This is a genomic window from Pseudescherichia sp. AS216 (assembly GCF_037152055.1).
In the GTDB taxonomy this organism is placed as follows: domain Bacteria; phylum Pseudomonadota; class Gammaproteobacteria; order Enterobacterales; family Enterobacteriaceae; genus Pseudescherichia.
In genome coordinates this window covers 373,752-389,875 of record NZ_JBBCMV010000003.1, presented here as the reverse complement: position 1 = coordinate 389,875, position 16,124 = coordinate 373,752, and the positions used below count along the sequence as shown (strand labels likewise).

The following is a 16,124-nucleotide window of genomic DNA, read 5'->3' as shown; positions in this document are numbered from 1 at the left end:
AATGAATTAAATAAGATATATGTGTACTACGGTCAGGAGGAACGACCGCCGCTGTGACTGTTTTGTCCGCCTTTCTTACCTGCTTCAGATGCGCGCTGCGGGTCGTTTTTAAAGTTCCCGCCGCTCTGCTGCCCGCCTTTACGGCCTGCTTCAGATGCACGCTGTTTATCTTCTGCGAAGTTTCCTGAACCGCCACGATGTTGTTGGGCCATAATATACTCCTTCCACATACAGTTTTGGTTTAAAAATAGAGGGAAGTATTCCCCCGTCAGGCATGTTTAACTGTAGCCATAATTCCCCCGCCTTCAAGTCAAAAACTCAAGGAAATATCAACAGCGAAGCATACCAGGAGCATTCCGAGAGCAATATTTTTTCCTTATAATGTGAAATCAAGCAGATAGGAAATATATAAAGTAAGCGAAGCGGCAAATATATCTTTGCCGCTAAATATTGCAAAATATGTCTTTGCATAAAGAAACGCGAATAAAAAAGCCCACCGGAGCGGCGGGCTTTGATAACCAACTGAAACAGTAAGGTTATTTTTTGCGTGCGTACTTCAGCGAGTCCAGCGCTACAGCGAAGATAATGATGCCGCCCTTGATGATGTACTGCCAGTACGGGTTAACGCCGATATAGGTCAGACCGTAGTTGATAACGGTAAAGATGATGACCCCGGTCACTACGCCCAGTACCGTACCCACGCCGCCGCTGAAGGAGACTCCACCCACTACGCAGGCGGCGATGGCGTCCAGCTCGTACATAAAGCCAAGGTTGTTGGTTGCAGAGCCGATACGGCCCGCTTCCAGCATCCCGCCAAAGGCGTAGAAGACGCCGGACAGGGCATAGATCATCAGCAGGTTCAGCGCCACGTTTACGCCCGAGACCTTGGCCGCTTCCGGGTTGCCGCCGATAGCGAAGATATTTTTACCGAAGCGCGTCTTGTTCCAGAGGATCCAGACAAAGGCCACGGCGATCAGCGCGTAGAAGGTAATATATGAGAGACGGAAGCTGCCCAGCGCCACGAACCCTTGGGTAAAGGTTGAGAAGCCGCTGTCAAAGCCAGAGATTGGCGACGCGCCCACGAAATCATAGTAGAGGGAGTTGATACCGTAGACGATGATCATCGTGCCCAGGGTGGTGATAAACGGCGTCACGTTCAGGTAGGCAATGATAATCCCGTTCACCAGGCCAATGACCGCGCCAATCACACAGACGATACCGATAACCGCGATAATCGGCATGGTTGCCATCTCCGGGAACACCTTGTTGGCATTCTCCATTGACTGGAGCAGCGTTGCCGCGACAACCGCTGCCAGGCCAACCTGACGTCCGGCAGAGAGGTCGGTCCCCTGGGTGACAATCAGCCCCGCCACGCCCAGCGCGATAATAATACGCACCGAAGACTGGGTCAGAATGTTACTGAGGTTAAGCAGACTCAGGAACGTTGGATCCTGGAAAATAATAATGGCCAGCAACACCAAAAGAACGACGTACAGACCGCCCTCTTTCAGGTAAGTGAGAAAACTCTTTTTATCTAACGCACTCATGTGAAGCCCCTGATCTTAAAGGTGCAAAGACGCAAGACGTAAAATTTCGTTTTGCGTTGTCGTTTTAGTGTCAACAATTCCGGCAACGAGGCCATTGCTCATAACCAAAATACGGTCGGTAATGCCAAGCAGCTCCGGCATTTCAGAGGAGATAATAATGATCCCCTTCTCTTTCTTCGCCAGCTCGGCAATCAGCTGGTAGATCTCAAATTTTGCCCCCACGTCGATACCGCGCGTAGGCTCATCCAGCATCAGGATCTCCGGCTGGGTCAGCAGCCAGCGGCCGATAATCACCTTCTGCTGGTTACCACCAGAGAGGGAGCCGATCTGCGTGCGGTGGCCCGGGGTTTTCACGCGCATCGAGTCGATGACCCACTGGGTGTCGCTTTTCATCCGGCTGTTATCCAGCAGGCCGACTTTGTTTTTGTAGTTCTGGATGTTGGAGATAAGCGAGTTAAAACCGATATCCAGATAGGCGTAGATCCCCGTCGAGCGCCGCTCTTCGGTCACCAGCGCAAAGCCGTTGTTGATCGCTTCGTGGGCGGTGTGGTTGTTAATGGTTTTACCGTGCAGGGTGATGGTGCCGCCTGATTTTTCGCGGATACCAAACAGCGTCTCCACGATATCGGTACGCTTCGCCCCAACCAGCCCGGCGATGCCGAGGATCTCACCCTTGTGCAGGTCGAAGGAGACGTCGCGAATCGAAGGCTGACGCAGGGAGGTCAGATTGCGCACCTGCATGATCGTCTCACCCGGTTTGTTCTGCTTGTCCGGGAAGCGCTGGTTCAGCGAGCGACCAACCATCATGGCAATGATTTTGTCCATATCCAGCCCTTCCAGCGGCTGAGTGGCGATCCACTGTCCGTCGCGCAGGATGGTAATTTCGTCGCAAAGCTGGAAGATCTCTTCCATCTTGTGCGAGATATAGACGATACCGCAGCCGCGCTCTTTCAGCTTGCGGATAATTTTAAACAGATGATTGACCTCTTTTTCGGTCAGCGAGGAGGTCGGTTCATCCATAATGACGATTTTGGCATCGTAGGAGAACGCCTTCGCAATTTCGATCATCTGCATTTGCGAAACAGAGAGGGTTCCTACGCGGGCGCGCGGATCGATATCGATATCCAGCTCGTCAAAAATAGCCTTCGTATCGCGGTACATTTTATCCTGATCGACGAACACGCCTTTGGTGGGGTAACGCCCCAGCCACATGTTGTCCATCACCGACCGCTGCAGCACCAGGTTAAGCTCCTGATGCACCATAGATATCCCGTTTTCCAACGCCTCTTTGGTCGAATGAAAATCGATCTCTTTACCCTGGAATAGAATGCTGCCGGAATCTTTTTGATAGATCCCAAAAAGGCATTTTAATAACGTTGATTTTCCTGCGCCGTTCTCACCCATCAGGGCGTGAATAGAGTGCGGACGCACTTTTAAATTAACGTTATCGAGTGCCTTAACGCCGGGAAATGACTTGTTGATGCCGCTCATTTCCAACAAGAATTCACCTGACGACTGAGTAGTATCGCTGACCATAATTATACCTTGTTGGCCTCGCACATCGCGTTATAAAAGGGCGCATCAAGATGCGCCCAGTGAAAGCAGAACAATGAATTATTTATTGCTGAACTCAGAGAGGTTCTCTTTATCCACGCCAACGTATGGGATACGGACGATTTTCTGTTCCAGCTTCCAGTTAGTACCGTCAGCCGCGCCTTTACCGTCGGCGAGGTTCTTCGCCAGATCAAAGGTGGCTTTCGCCTGGTTGTTGGCATCGTTCAGAACGGTACCGGCCAGCGCACCAGATTTAACCAGCGCCAGCGCTTCTGGCAGGGCGTCAACGCCGAATACCGGAATAGAGGATTTGTTGTGCGCTTTCAGCGCTTCTACCGCACCCATTGCCATCGCATCGTTGTTGGCAATAACCACTTCGATTTTGTTGGCGTTCGGGCCAGAGAGCCATGCATCCATCTTATCTTTCGCCATGGCGGTATCCCACATGGCGGTATCCAGCTGCAGCTGCTGGGTTTTCACACCCTTGTCGTTCAGCTCTTTGATCACGTAGGTGGTACGCGCTTCAGCATCCGGGTGGCCCGGCTCGCCTTTCAGCAGCACGAACTGGATCTGGCCATCTTTGTTCAGGTCCCAGGTCGGGTTCGCCGCCCAGTGTTTGGCGATCAGATCGCCCTGGATAATGCCGGACTCTTTTGAGTCGGTACCGACATAATAGGCTTTGTCGTAGCTGTCCAGCGCTTTGCGGGAAGGCTCTTTGTTGAAGAAGACAATCGGCACGTTCTGGCCGCGCGCTTTTTCGATAACCGTACCTGCGGCTGCCGGGTCAACCAGGTTAATCGCCAGCGCTTTAACGCCTTTCGCCAGCAGAACGTCGATCTGGTCATTCTGTTTTGACTGGTCGTTCTGCGAGTCGTTCATCAGCAGCTGAACGTCCGGCGTCTCTTTCGCATCTTTCTCAATTGCTTTACGCACAACCGACATAAAGTTGTCGTCATATTTATAAATGGTCACGCCAATACGGGTATCTGCCGCATGTGCTGCCGCGCCAAAAAGCATGCTTGCCATTACGGCAGACAGAGTTAAAACCTTCTTATTCATGGTATCTCCGGTTTATGCAGGGTAGTTCTTGTGAATAAAGATCGGCGGGCAGCAGAATAATGAAACGTTACTGTCGCCGAAGGTCACTCTAAAAATTGGGTCTTCCGTGTACGGTAACGCTCCAGAAAAGCTTTATTGATTGTCCCTTGCGAAGCATCATGCCTGACCGAACGGCCTGTATTACATAATGTTTCAGGCTCTGGAACGCTGACATCATAGTCAGCGCATTGTTAAGATACTGTGAATTTACTCACAGATTGAAAACGGTTACATACATCAATGTTATAAGTTAGTGATCGGAGCCACAGTTTGCCGCTGCGCCACCGAATGGCGGCGTACCAGGGTCGGCATAAAGCAGTGGGTTGCGGCCAGATCCTGCGCCCCTGCGGCCCCCTGTAGCGCCAGCTCCGTCGCCAGTCGGGCCATTGACGCAATGGGGTAACGCACCGTGGTCAGCTGCGGATCGGTATAGCGGGCGATAGGGATATCATCGAAACCAATAAGCGACAGATGCTGCGGTACGGCGATGCCGTTATCTTTCAGCGCCGTCAGCGCACCTGCAGCCATGCTGTCGTTGTAGGCAAAGACGGCGGTGAGGTGCAGATTACGGCCCAGCAACTCAACCATGGCCGCCTCCCCGCCCTGCATATCCGGCGCACCGACGCCCACCCACCCCTCCGGGGCGTGGATGTCCCGCTCCGCCAGCGCCTGCCGCCAGCCCTGCTGGCGCAGATCGTTATCTTCTATCTGATGACTGGAGCCAAGGTAGCCCACGCGCTGATGCCCCTGCGCGAGCAGCATTCGGGTGGCCATCACCGCTCCGCTGACGTTATCCAACGCAACGCAGCGGTGGGCGTATCCGGGCACGACGCGGTTGATCAGCACCATGCCGGGGATCTGCTCCATAAAGCCGGCCAGCTCCTCGTCACTTAATGCTTTAGAGTGAACAATCAGGGCGTTACAGCGCTGGCGGATCAGGATCTCAATGGCGTGGCGCTCCTTTTCTGCCTCATGGTAGCTGTTGCCGATCAGGAGATATTTCTGATGCTGCTGGGCGACAGTGTCGACTGCCTTGACCAGCGCGCCGAAGAAGGCGTCGGAGACGTCCATCACCACCACGCCAATGGTATCGCTGATCTGGGTCGCCAGCGCCTGAGCGTTGGCGTTAGGCCGATACCCCAGTTGCGCCACGGCCTTCATCACCGCTTCACGGGTGTCAGGGCTGACCATTGCGCTGTTGTTGAGTACGCGGGATACCGTCGCCACGGAGACGCCTGCGCGACGCGCGACGTCACGAATGGTAATCATGACCGGTCTCCTGATTGAGATTGCAGCAGCACACAGTTTCCCCCTGGATTTAGCAAGAGCGCTATTCTGGCAGGGGGCGCGGCGGCGCTACGTGAGGAAGGTCACACCACTGAAAACGGTTACATCCGTTTTGTTAATGATTGTGATCCAGATCGTTATCTGGATGTGTGGGAGAGTGTAACGCCTGCCGCACGGGCGGTTAGCTTACGCCACAGCCACTCCACCGGCCCCTGGCGGAAATGCCGTAGCCAAAGAATGGAGAAGAGTATATTCACGGCCCAAATAGGTGGAACAAAGGCCAGCAGCTGTAAGCGGTCAAAGCGCATAAACAGGCCGAGGTGATAGAAGAGCGTGGTGCAGATCAGGGTCTGTAACAGATAGTTGCTCAGCGCCATCCGCCCGACGCAGGCCACCGCCAGTACCATACGCCAGCGGCAAATCTGTGGCCAGAAGCCATAGGCCAGCGCTGCATAGCCGATGGTTTGCAGCGGTGCGCTAAGCTCGCGCGGGGCCTGTAAGAAAAAGGCGCACCAGCGGTACGACCATCCCAGTTGCCACTGGGCAACAATCGCTGGCAGGTTGATCGCCATGCCAGCAAGGATCAGCAGCACGCCGGTTTTACGGTAGTGACGGAGGCTAAACTGCCCTTTTAACCAGCCGCTGCGCATCAGCGCCGCCCCCATCAGCATCATACCCGCCAGCTGCCAGCCATACTGCGCGCCCAGCGCAATCAGGCTATTAGAGAGCATATCCGCGCGGTTGCTGATGGCTTCATAGCCGCCGTTGGTCTTCCACCACTGCTCATACTGGAGGTTGGCCGCGTCAGGCAGCCACGAGCGGCTGGTCTGGTTACCGGAGATAAAGCCCAGCAGCAGCAGCACGGCGATGCCCACGAGATAAAGCATAATGCCGGTATTGAACAGGCTCTTGACGCCCGGTGCGTCGCGCACCAGCCGCCAGCTGATTAAGCCCATCAGCCCGTAGGCCAGGAGAATATCGCCATCCCAGAACAGCAGACCATGAATAAAGCCCAGCAGCACCAGCAGAGTAAGACGCGACTGGATCCAGCGCTTGCCCCGGGAGAGCAGCAGCTGAAGCCCCGCACCAAACAGTAGTGCAAACAGCGTCAGGAATTTCACCTGGGCGAAGAGGTCAAGCGCGGCCCAGGTCCAGGCATCGCGCAGCGTGATGTCACCATACCAGGCGGGGTTGATATAGGCCGCCTTCGGTAGACCAAAGGCGTTGATATTAAGCAGTAGAATACCGAGGATGGCGACGCCACGAATGAAATCCAGCGTAATGTTTCGTTCCATGGCGTCGCCTCTGCGCGTCATTGACGGGATCAGTTATGATGACGCACGGCGCGCAGAAACTCCTGACGCGTATTCTGACTCGATTTAAACAGCCCACCCAGCGAGGTAGTGGTGGTGGCGCTGGTGGCATCACGAATGCCGCGCGCTTTCACACAGTAGTGCACCGCATCAATAGAGACGGCCACGTTATTGGTTCCCAGCAGCGTTTGCAGCGCGGTGAGGATCTGCTGCGTCAGACGCTCCTGCACCTGCGGGCGCTGGGCGAAGAACTGCACGATACGGTTGATCTTCGAGAGACCGATGACCGCATCTTTCGGGATATAGGCCACCGTTGCCTTGCCGTCGATAGTGACGAAATGGTGCTCGCAGGTGCTGGTCAGCGTAATGTCGCGCACCGTGACCATCTCATCTACCTTCATTTTGTTTTCAATGACGGTGATCTTCGGGAAGTTAGCGTAGTCGAGGCCGGAAAAGATCTCGTCAACGTACATTTTGGCGATACGCTGCGGCGTTTCCATCAGACTGTCATCGCTCAGATCGAGATTTAACAGTTGCATGATCTCGGTCATGTGTCCGGCAATAAGGCGTTTACGGGTTTCTTTGTCGAGGTCGACAGGTGGACGCAGCGGCGTTTCCAACCCGTGCGCGACCAGCGCCTCATGGACAAGGGCCGCTTCTTTACTGAGTGATGGCATTATTTATTCTCCAGCAGGTGATGCTCTCCTTTGCCGCTAACGGGGCAAAGTGCGCAATCATTGTGCGTTAGGATGCAGGCAGAATCTAGTATTGCGTCATGATAATTGGTGAAATTGTTATTACCTTTCATCATGACGTCGCCAAACCAGCGCTCCGGCGATAAAAAGCGCTGCCCCTGCCAGACCCAGCGCAGGCTCCAGGCGATGGGTCAGCCAGGTTGACAGCGCCGACGTCATCGGTCCGATCAGCTGGCCAACCGCATAACCGGTAGTAAGCAGCCCGGCCATATAGCGCGCATGCCCTGCCGCCAGCTCGCGGCCATAAAGCAGCGACAGCTGGACCGCAGAGAGGAAACCGCCGCCCACCAGCAGCGCGCCGCAAACCAGCCCCGCCATGCCCGGCAGCAGCCAGGCAGCAATCACCCCTACCCCTTGTAGCCAGAGCACCACGGCGAGACGCTGGTGGCTCTCTCCTTTATGACGCAGCGCCACGCTGAGGGCAATACCCACCATCGCGGCCAGGCCAAATACCGGCCAGACGAACTGGGCAAACAGGCTACCGGGAAAGCGCAGCGCCGCCATCTGCGACAGAAAGGTGGCGGGCAGGATGTAGCCAAATCCGGCGAGGCTGTAGCTCCACGCCAGCCGTTTAATATCTCTCGTCAGGTGAAGCGGCTGCGGCTGTTCGCCGCTACGGTGCAGGGCCCCTGGCCGGGGAAGATCGCGCGCAATCAGCATAATTAGCACCAGCGCCAGCACGCCATACACCAGCCAGCCCGCCGCCGCCGACAGCCCCTGGGCCTGGATCGCCACCGCCAGCAATCCGCTGAGGGCAATGCCGGCTCCTGGCCCGGCAAAGACCGCTGCGTTGAGGCCCGGTCTGCCGGTATGTGCCAGCCGATCGCCGACCCAGGCCGCGGTCAGCACCATCGCCCAGCCGCTCATTACGCCAATAATCAGCCGCAGTATGCCATGGAGCAGCGGATCCACCGCCAGCGCTGAGAGAAGGGTCAGCAGCACCGCCCCGCCGATGCCGACATACAGTCTCTGTTCAACGCGCTGGCGGGCACGCATGGCATCCCACGCGCCGATGAGATAGCCAAGGTAGTTCATCGCCGCCACCAGGCCCGTACTGGTCAGGCTGAGCTGGCCGTCGCGGATCATCAGCGGCACCTGGGGGGTGAAAGCAAAGCGTCCAATCCCCATCGCTACAATCAGCATCACAAACCCGGCCAGCGCAATACGTACCGCCATAACCGCCTCAAATGTTAACAAAAAGTTGCGTTTATGATGCTTGATAATGGCTTGCTGCGGAAGTGAAAGTTACTCCCGAGGCGGGGAATTATCTGTATGATTAATAAAACAGACGAAAGTATGACGATCCGAGGAGACAAGCATGGACATGCTCGAACAGCACCGCTGCTATGAAGGCTGGCAACAGCGCTGGCAGCACCACTCCGCCGTACTGAACTGTACGATGACCTTCAGCGTTTTTGTACCGCCGTCGGCAAACGATGCGCCGCTGCCGGTGCTCTACTGGCTCTCCGGCCTGACCTGTAACGATGAAAACTTCACGACAAAGGCAGGGGCGCAGCGTATAGCGGCGGAGCTCGGGATCGTGCTGGTCATGCCGGATACCAGCCCGCGCGGCGACAACGTGGCTGACGATGCCGGTTACGATCTGGGTAAAGGCGCGGGTTTCTATCTCAATGCCACCCAGCAGCCCTGGGCCGCCCACTACCGGATGTATGACTACCTCCGTGACGAGCTGCCGGCCCTGGTGAAAGCGCACTTTAACGTCAGCGATCGCTGCGCTATCAGCGGCCACTCGATGGGCGGTCACGGCGCGCTGATCATGGCGCTAAAAAACCCGGGCAGATTTACCAGCGTATCGGCCTTTGCGCCTATCGTTAACCCGGCACAGGTTCCGTGGGGAGAGAAAGCGTTTAGCGCCTACCTGGGCGATAACCGCAGCGACTGGCAGACATGGGACAGCTGCGCGCTGATGCAGTCCAGCCAACCGGAAGACGCTATTCCAATGCTAATCGATCAGGGTGACAGCGACGCATTCCTTGCCGAGCAGCTCCAGCCTGCCCGCCTCGCCGAGGCCGCACGTCAAACCGACTGGCCACTGACCCTGCGCGTACAGCCGGGCTACGATCACAGCTACTTTTTTATCGCCAGCTTTATTGAAGACCACCTGCGTTTTCATGCTCAGCATTTGCAGGCTAATTAAATAGCCTGTTAAAATAACTATCCCGGATGCCCCGGGATAGTTAATTAAGGCTTAACTGGTCTGACAACGTTGCTTAATAATATTTGCGAAACTATTTTAATAAGAGTGTGATCGTCTTAGCAAAATCAAAACAGCATTCCAGATAGATACCGCGCTGTTTTCCCCGGATCTTTTCGTTTTTCTGCACACGTTACTCCTCCCCCGACAGGCATTAAAGCTCATGGTACACAATTTATTGATTTTGCAAATGAATAGCTGAAAATCATTGATAAATAATATCAATCGTATCGATCTTTATTTTTTGAAGTTAAAAATTTGTAACACGATAGAATAACCGCATCTTTCTCAGGCATATGCCGACGGAAAATGCACATCCACTGTATGTAGTTTGATGTTAACTTACCTATGAAGCAGTTCTCACACTGTCGGAGGGAGTAATGAACCTGTTTATCTCTAATAAGCTTAAATATTTTATAGCGGTAATGGAGGAAGGCAGCGTAAGTAAGGCCTGTCATCGAATGCACATATCCAGAACGCCAATGAGCAAGGCGATTTCCGATATTGAGCAGGCGCTGGGGATCCCACTTTTTATCAGAACCAAAGAGGGCATGACGCCCAGTAAATTCGGCACAATCCTCTATAACAAAATTGTGCCCTACTACAATGATTTGGTTAAGATCGAACACTGTGTGTATACTGATGATGGGCTACCTGTTACCCGTATAATGTTCAGTAAAAGTATACCTAATTCAATCATAAGCCACCTAAGCGTTGCGCTCGCAAAGCATAATATCAATCATGAGTTTTCCATCGCCGATGAGATAAAACAGGAGGATCTCTGCTCGGAGCTTCACTTCTATGACATTGTAATCGCTGATGAAAATTACGCAGGCCAGTACAGCCGGGCAGAGCCGGTATCCTTTGAGATCTCTATTAACTCAACGCCCTCCGCCTGTGCAAAAATGATTGGCGGCGGTGACGTTGATGTTTACCATGACTTTAATACAGACAGCGGCGTAACCGATCTGTTTATGACGGATAAAATAAATTTCAGGAATATCAAAAAAATTTCTGATAGCGATCTTATTGATATGATGCATAAGGTCAGCAATCATGAGGCGGTGATCATCTCAACCGAACCTCTGTTAAGTATTTTTAAGGTTGAAGGCGTCACGGTATTAAAAAGAAGCGTGATAAACAAAACGTTGTGGTTCTACTCGCAGTGGAAAGCAAAAAACAATAAAGAGACGGCGCAGGTGATCTCCGCCGTATTTGCCGATTTAAAACGATCGGGCCATAGCAGCGATGCACTATCTCGCTAGCCTTGCTTTTTTTTTAGTGAATCATCCACTGGCCACCTTTTGCGGTCTGAGCGCCTTTATCGTCTCCTGCTGGTCCGGGTACATAGAGAAAGCCTCACCGGGGAACATCATAATAAGCAGTTTGGTCTGCGTCGTTAGCGCGCTAGCCTTTTTAGATGTGTTATTTCGCGGCAGTCACTATCAACTTCTATTCCCTTTAATAGGGATTATTACCGGTTTTATTGGGCCTTTTAAGATTAGAGCCCTTATTATTGGCGTCATTAAGTTTTACTTCACTTCTGAGAATAAGAAATAAGTTGTCGTTTTTAGGGGGGCTGGCACCCCCCTCTTTTTATTGGCTGTTAAAAGCGATAATCCACCGCCATGAAATAGCGTCGGCCATCCTCGTTGTAGCTATAGTCATCCCGGCTCAGATCTTTATCCGTGAGATTGAGCACCCCCGCGCGCAGCTTGACGTTTTTTGTGGCCTGCCATGCGCCGCCCGCGTTCCAGATCACATAGCCGCCCGGTGTTTTACCGGTGTTGCTTACGTCACGCTTCTCGCCGGTATAGTTACCGGAAACATAGAATGACCACTCCTGCATCGCCTGCCAGTCCAGGGTGCCGTTGGCGGTATGGAACGGCAGCTCCTGCAGCGGTTTATCGCCGCCGTCACTGAGATCGCGCCCGTCGTTATAGGTGTAGTTCAGCGTCAGTTTCCACGCCTCGTCAAACGGCACCTTCAGCTCGGTTTCTACGCCGCGAATGCGCGCTTTGTTCACGTTGAAGTAGCGGAACGTGGGGACGCGGCGACCGTTGGCATTGGTATAGAAACCGACAAAGTTGGAGTAGGACGGCGCGGCGGCGGCATCAGCCGTACGATTGATGCTGATCATATCGTCCACGTCGTTCTGGAAAGTGGTAATACTGCCTTCCACCCCCTCCAGCCAGCCCTCTTCTCCGCTGTAGTAGAGCCCCAACTCAACGCTTTCGCTGGTCTCCGGCTTCAGATCCGGGCTACCTACAATTCGGCAGCTGCCGCGGCAGGAGTTAGTGGCCCAGTCGGGGCTAAGCTGTAAGAGGAAGGGCGCTTTAAACGCCGTGGCCCAGCCGCCTTTCACGGTGACGGTATCGGTGGCGTTATAGACCAGGTAGGCGCGCGGGCTGTAGTGATCTCCATAGGTTTCGTGATCGTCCATACGAATACCGGTGGTCAGCGCCAGCGGCTCGAAAATGCGCCACTCATCTTCAATAAACAGCGCATACTGGCTGGCAGAGGTGTTGCTGCTGCTCCCCCCGGTAAGGTTAACCGGATCCTTGAGCTTGTCGTGACGCCACTCGCCGCCGACGGTCACGAACTGGTTAATCATCTCCAGCGGCAGAACATATTTGCCATCGACGGTGTTATTTTCTGAGGTGATGCCTTTGCTACCCGGATCTTTATTATCTACCTTCTCGCCGTAGACCTTCAGCTCGCTGGTGCCGACGTCCCAGCGGCCGTTGTGGCTCAGGGAGTAGTTTTGGCGTTCAAGGCGGTTACGATCGAGGGAGTCGGAATTGCGGTCCTGGCGGTCAAAGCCATACCCGGCGGTAAAGTCGTGGTTTTCGGTTGGCGTCCAGGCAAATTCAACGTTAGCATCGCGGCTGGTAAATCCTTCGATGCGCGGGGTTTCACCGGTCGCAGCGGTGTCGGACGGCGTCTGCTTATCTTTCTCACGCTTCGCCACGCTGCCGAAGGCCTTCATGCCAAGCTCACCATCCACCAGCGGGCCGCTGGTGTAGAACTGGCCGTTGTAGGTATCGCCGCGATCGCGCTTCTCCTGGATCGTGGTATCCGCAGAGAGCGTGCCGGTCCACTGCTGGCCGACCTTTTTGGTAATAATATTGACCACGCCGCCCAGGGCGTCGGAGCCGTAGAGTGAGGACATCGGGCCGCGTACCACCTCAATGCGCTCGATGGCATCCACCGGGATCCAGTTCAGGTCAAAATCGTTATGGCGGAATACCGCGTTGCGGGAGTTAACGCGCTTGCCGTCGATCAGGATCAGCGTGTAGCTGCTGCTGAGACCACGGATGCTAATGCCTTTACGGTTATCCCCCTCGTTGGTGAGCTGTACGCCCGGCACGTCCTGCAGCACATCCTTGAGATTATTGACCGGCCGACGCTGCAGATCCTGCTGCGTCACAACGCTAATACTGGCCGGGGCATCTTTCAGATTCTGCTCCGTGGCGGCGGCGGTGACGACCAGCGTATCGGACTCGCTGTCGACGGCAAAAGCGGGCAGTGCCAGCACCATTGCGGACGCACAAAGCCCTCCCCGCACGATGGGATTCAACCTAAACATTCCATTTCTCCATGAGATAACTACAACAAATCTAAGAAGTTTTGCTCACACATATTATTCATCTCCGCTACGCTGGCGAAGCGATCGTAACGATAAAGCAAATAATAATGATTATCAATTAAATTGTTAAAAGTTATGTCAAGATGGCGGTTTAGGGGGAAATAGCAGGCAAAAAAAAGCCCTTTCAACATGAAAGGGCCTGATAGTGAAAGCGTTTATTTGTTGAATCTGTCCGGGAACTCCATGTCCTTGTAGCTGACAAATTTCGTTCCACGGGTCAGCTTGTAGCCGAACCAGATAATCAAGAACAGTGGAATACCAATATAGGTCGCAGCCACCCCGCCCCAATCAATGGCGTCCTCCAGGAAGGCCTGATAGTTCTGACCTAAGGTGATAATCAGACACAGCACAAAGGCGAAGATCGGCCCCAGCGGGAAGAAACCGGAGCGGTACGGCAGGTCGTTCAGATTATGGCCCTGCATAACGTAGCCGCGGCGGAAACGGTAGTGGCTGATGGCAATTCCCAGCCAGGCGATGAAGCCGGTCATGCCCGAGGTGTTCAGCAGCCACAGGTAAACCGTCTGATTGCCAAACATCGAAGTCAGGAAGCAGAGCCCGGCAATGACCGTGGTCGCATACAGAGCGTTGCGCGGTACGCCGCCCTTTGAGAGACGGGAGAAGACGCGCGGCGCTTTGCCGTCACAGGCCAGGGTATAGAGCATACGCGTAGAGGCGTACATGCCGGAGTTACCCGCTGAGAGCACCGCCGTCAGGATCACCGCATTCATAATCGCCGCCGCAGAGAGCAGGCCCGCGTGTTGGAACACCAGGGTGAACGGGCTGACGCTGATGTCTTTTACATCGTTACGCAGCAGGCTCGGATCGGTATACGGAATGATCAGGCTGATAATCAGAATCGCGAAGACATAGAACAGCAGGATACGCCAGAACACCTGACGCACCGCGCGCGGAATATTTTTCTCTGGCTCTTCCGACTCACCTGCGGCAATGCCGATAAGCTCAGTGCCCTGGAAAGAGAAGCCCACGATCATCGCCACGCCAATCATGGCGGCAAAACCGCCAGCAAACGGCGCGTCGCCGATCCCCCAGTTGCTCCAGCCAGCCGGTTTTGCGCCGTGGAAGATACCCAGGATCATCATCACGCCGACGATGATAAAGATAATGACGGTAGCGACCTTAATTAACGAGAACCAGTACTCCGCCTCGCCAAAGCCCTTCACGGAGATCCAGTTCAGCAGCACGATGACGGTTAAGAACAGTGCGCTCCAGATCCAGCCCGGCGTGTCCGGGAACCACCAGCTCATGACCAGCTGCGCGGCCACGAGGTCAACGGCGATGGTCACCGCCCAGTTGTACCAGTAGTTCCAGCCCAGCGCGAAGCCAAAGCCCTCTTCTACGTACTTCTGCCCGTAGGTCGCAAACGAGCCGGATACCGGCATATAGGCCGCCAGCTCGCCGAGACTGGTCATCAGGAAGTAAACCATCAGGCCAATCAGGATATAAGAGAGCAGCGCGCCGCCGGGGCCCGCCTGGGAGATAGTTGCGCCACTGGCAACAAAGAGACCTGTCCCAATCGATCCGCCAATGGCGATCATGGTCAGATGACGCGCCTTGAGTTCACGGCGAAGCGTGGGCGCTTGTGTGGTTTTAGTTTCGGAAACCATATGAAAATGCTATCCATCCAAAAAATGAGGCGGGATTGTAGCAGACGTCACCACATCCTTCTGGCTCAAATATGCGGTTATAAGAGAGCTTCATGATCGCTAATGGATTATAAGTAAAGCATACAAATCCCTATATTTCACAGTAGCGTAAAAAGCGCTTCAGGGCGTTGGAGAGATGCTTCTGCCGGTGGTGAATGCGCCACAGGGTGCGCACCAGCCGCGGTAGCGGCAGAGCGATCTCCTTGAGCGTGCCGGTCTCAAGCTGCTCGGCAATCACCCGCCGCGACAAACAGCTGATCCCCAGCCCATGACGTACCGCATGCTTGATGGCCTCTGAGTTGCCCAGCTCCATACCAAGATGAAACTGCGGCAGGTGGGAAAGCAGCAGATAATCCACCAGCTCCCGGGTACCGGAACCGCGCTCGCGCAGGATCCACGGCGCGCTGGCGAGACGCTCCAGCGTGACCTCCCCCTGCAACAGCGGCGAAGCCGGGGAGGCAAACACCACCAGCTCATCCTCCAGCCAGGGCTCAGAGACGATCTCGGCGGTATGGCATGGCCCCTCAATCAGGCCAATATCCACGCGGAAATCCGCTACCGCATTAATTACGTCCTGACTGTTGCCCACGCTCATCTCCAGCGGCAGTCCTGGGAAGTCGCGCCGGTAGCGGGCAATAACCTCTGGCAGGATATAGTTACCGATGGTGCTACTGGCGTAGACGCGGATCGCCCCGTTATCTTCCCGAAAGAGCTGCTCTATTTCCGTAGCCTGCTCCAGCAGCGCCAGTGCGCGGGGATAGAGCAATCGCCCGTGCTCGTTCACCACCAGCCGCTTACCAACCCGGTCAAAAAGCTGCACGCCCAGCTGCCCTTCCAGATCGGTCAGGGCCGCGCTGACCGCCGATTGAGAGAGCGCGAGCATCTGGGAGGCCTGGGTGGTTGAGCCGCTTTTCAGCACTTCAGCAAAAACGGCCAGCTGGCGCAGAGTGATATGCATGGTCACGATCCTGGAGGCAAGCGTCACGCTTACCACTTATATAGATTAATTATAAATATATAATCAATTTTATTTTTAAGCTAG

13 protein-coding genes are annotated in these 16,124 nt (G+C 54.6%); 2 read left to right on the top strand and 11 right to left on the bottom strand.

Going from position 1 to position 16,124, the window contains the following annotated elements; translation table 11 throughout:
- Window positions 1-32: 32 nt before the first annotated feature.
- The 8 genes from WFN61_RS11120 to WFN61_RS11085 form a co-directional block, all read right to left on the bottom strand.
- Complete coding sequence (locus WFN61_RS11120; protein ID WP_042389732.1) at window positions 33-212, bottom strand: general stress protein; 180 nt, start codon at window positions 210-212, stop codon at window positions 33-35.
- A gap of 324 nt (window positions 213-536) precedes the next feature.
- Window positions 537-1,547 carry a galactose/methyl galactoside ABC transporter permease MglC gene (mglC, locus tag WFN61_RS11115; RefSeq protein ID WP_144817114.1) on the bottom strand — a complete coding sequence of 337 codons (1,011 nt, stop codon included), beginning with the start codon at window positions 1,545-1,547 and terminating at the stop codon, window positions 537-539.
- A gap of 15 nt (window positions 1,548-1,562) precedes the next feature.
- A complete protein-coding gene (gene mglA, locus WFN61_RS11110) occupies window positions 1,563-3,083 on the bottom strand; it encodes a galactose/methyl galactoside ABC transporter ATP-binding protein MglA (protein ID WP_144817112.1) in 1,521 nt (506 codons plus the stop codon).
- Between the two features lie 78 nt (window positions 3,084-3,161).
- Window positions 3,162-4,160, bottom strand: coding sequence for a galactose/glucose ABC transporter substrate-binding protein MglB (mglB, locus tag WFN61_RS11105; RefSeq protein ID WP_042389726.1), 999 nt, complete (start codon window positions 4,158-4,160; stop codon window positions 3,162-3,164).
- 282 nt (window positions 4,161-4,442) lie between these two features.
- Window positions 4,443-5,483 carry an HTH-type transcriptional regulator GalS gene (gene galS / locus WFN61_RS11100; protein WP_257758292.1) on the bottom strand — a complete coding sequence of 347 codons (1,041 nt, stop codon included), beginning with the start codon at window positions 5,481-5,483 and terminating at the stop codon, window positions 4,443-4,445.
- A 140-nt stretch (window positions 5,484-5,623) separates the two neighbouring features.
- Complete coding sequence (gene yeiB, locus WFN61_RS11095; RefSeq protein ID WP_312235046.1) at window positions 5,624-6,781, bottom strand: DUF418 domain-containing protein YeiB; 1,158 nt, start codon at window positions 6,779-6,781, stop codon at window positions 5,624-5,626.
- Between the two features lie 29 nt (window positions 6,782-6,810).
- On the bottom strand, window positions 6,811-7,476 hold the full coding sequence (gene folE / locus WFN61_RS11090) for a GTP cyclohydrolase I FolE (RefSeq protein WP_144817105.1): 666 nt from the start codon (window positions 7,474-7,476) through the stop codon (window positions 6,811-6,813).
- Between the two features lie 120 nt (window positions 7,477-7,596).
- The gene (locus tag WFN61_RS11085) at window positions 7,597-8,730 is read right to left on the bottom strand and encodes a YbfB/YjiJ family MFS transporter (RefSeq protein ID WP_312235045.1); all 1,134 of its coding nucleotides are present in this window, start codon (window positions 8,728-8,730) and stop codon (window positions 7,597-7,599) included.
- Window positions 8,731-8,872: 142 nt separating this feature from the next.
- Between WFN61_RS11085 and fghA the strand changes: the two genes are divergently transcribed.
- Window positions 8,873-9,712, top strand: coding sequence for an S-formylglutathione hydrolase (fghA, locus tag WFN61_RS11080; RefSeq protein ID WP_337038682.1), 840 nt, complete (start codon window positions 8,873-8,875; stop codon window positions 9,710-9,712).
- A gap of 437 nt (window positions 9,713-10,149) precedes the next feature.
- Window positions 10,150-11,034, top strand: a complete 885-nt coding sequence (locus WFN61_RS11075) for a LysR family transcriptional regulator (RefSeq protein WP_144817100.1) — start codon at window positions 10,150-10,152, stop codon at window positions 11,032-11,034.
- A 341-nt stretch (window positions 11,035-11,375) separates the two neighbouring features.
- Here the strand turns inward: WFN61_RS11075 and cirA are convergent, their stop codons facing one another.
- From cirA to yieE, 3 genes are all read right to left on the bottom strand, one after another.
- Window positions 11,376-13,358: a catecholate siderophore receptor CirA gene (gene cirA / locus WFN61_RS11070; protein ID WP_337038681.1), complete on the bottom strand. Its 1,983-nt coding sequence runs from the start codon at window positions 13,356-13,358 to the stop codon at window positions 11,376-11,378.
- 215 nt (window positions 13,359-13,573) lie between these two features.
- Window positions 13,574-15,043 carry an amino acid permease gene (locus WFN61_RS11065; protein ID WP_144817094.1) on the bottom strand — a complete coding sequence of 490 codons (1,470 nt, stop codon included), beginning with the start codon at window positions 15,041-15,043 and terminating at the stop codon, window positions 13,574-13,576.
- Window positions 15,044-15,173: 130 nt separating this feature from the next.
- A complete protein-coding gene (gene yieE / locus WFN61_RS11060) occupies window positions 15,174-16,040 on the bottom strand; it encodes a DNA-binding transcriptional regulator YeiE (RefSeq protein ID WP_144817091.1) in 867 nt (288 codons plus the stop codon).
- Between the last annotated feature and the right edge of the window lie 84 nt (window positions 16,041-16,124).

Coding starts and splice junctions, on each gene's coding strand:
- WFN61_RS11120 (WP_042389732.1), bottom strand. CDS start 212: ATGGCCCAACAACATCGTGGCGGTTCAGGAAACTTCGCAGAAGATAAA.
- WFN61_RS11075 (WP_144817100.1), top strand. CDS start 10,150: ATGAACCTGTTTATCTCTAATAAGCTTAAATATTTTATAGCGGTAATG.
- fghA (WP_337038682.1), top strand. CDS start 8,873: ATGGACATGCTCGAACAGCACCGCTGCTATGAAGGCTGGCAACAGCGC.
- mglA (WP_144817112.1), bottom strand. CDS start 3,083: ATGGTCAGCGATACTACTCAGTCGTCAGGTGAATTCTTGTTGGAAATG.
- mglC (WP_144817114.1), bottom strand. CDS start 1,547: ATGAGTGCGTTAGATAAAAAGAGTTTTCTCACTTACCTGAAAGAGGGC.
- yeiB (WP_312235046.1), bottom strand. CDS start 6,781: ATGGAACGAAACATTACGCTGGATTTCATTCGTGGCGTCGCCATCCTC.
- WFN61_RS11085 (WP_312235045.1), bottom strand. CDS start 8,730: ATGGCGGTACGTATTGCGCTGGCCGGGTTTGTGATGCTGATTGTAGCG.
- mglB (WP_042389726.1), bottom strand. CDS start 4,160: ATGAATAAGAAGGTTTTAACTCTGTCTGCCGTAATGGCAAGCATGCTT.
- WFN61_RS11065 (WP_144817094.1), bottom strand. CDS start 15,043: ATGGTTTCCGAAACTAAAACCACACAAGCGCCCACGCTTCGCCGTGAA.
- cirA (WP_337038681.1), bottom strand. CDS start 13,358: ATGTTTAGGTTGAATCCCATCGTGCGGGGAGGGCTTTGTGCGTCCGCA.
- yieE (WP_144817091.1), bottom strand. CDS start 16,040: ATGCATATCACTCTGCGCCAGCTGGCCGTTTTTGCTGAAGTGCTGAAA.
- folE (WP_144817105.1), bottom strand. CDS start 7,476: ATGCCATCACTCAGTAAAGAAGCGGCCCTTGTCCATGAGGCGCTGGTC.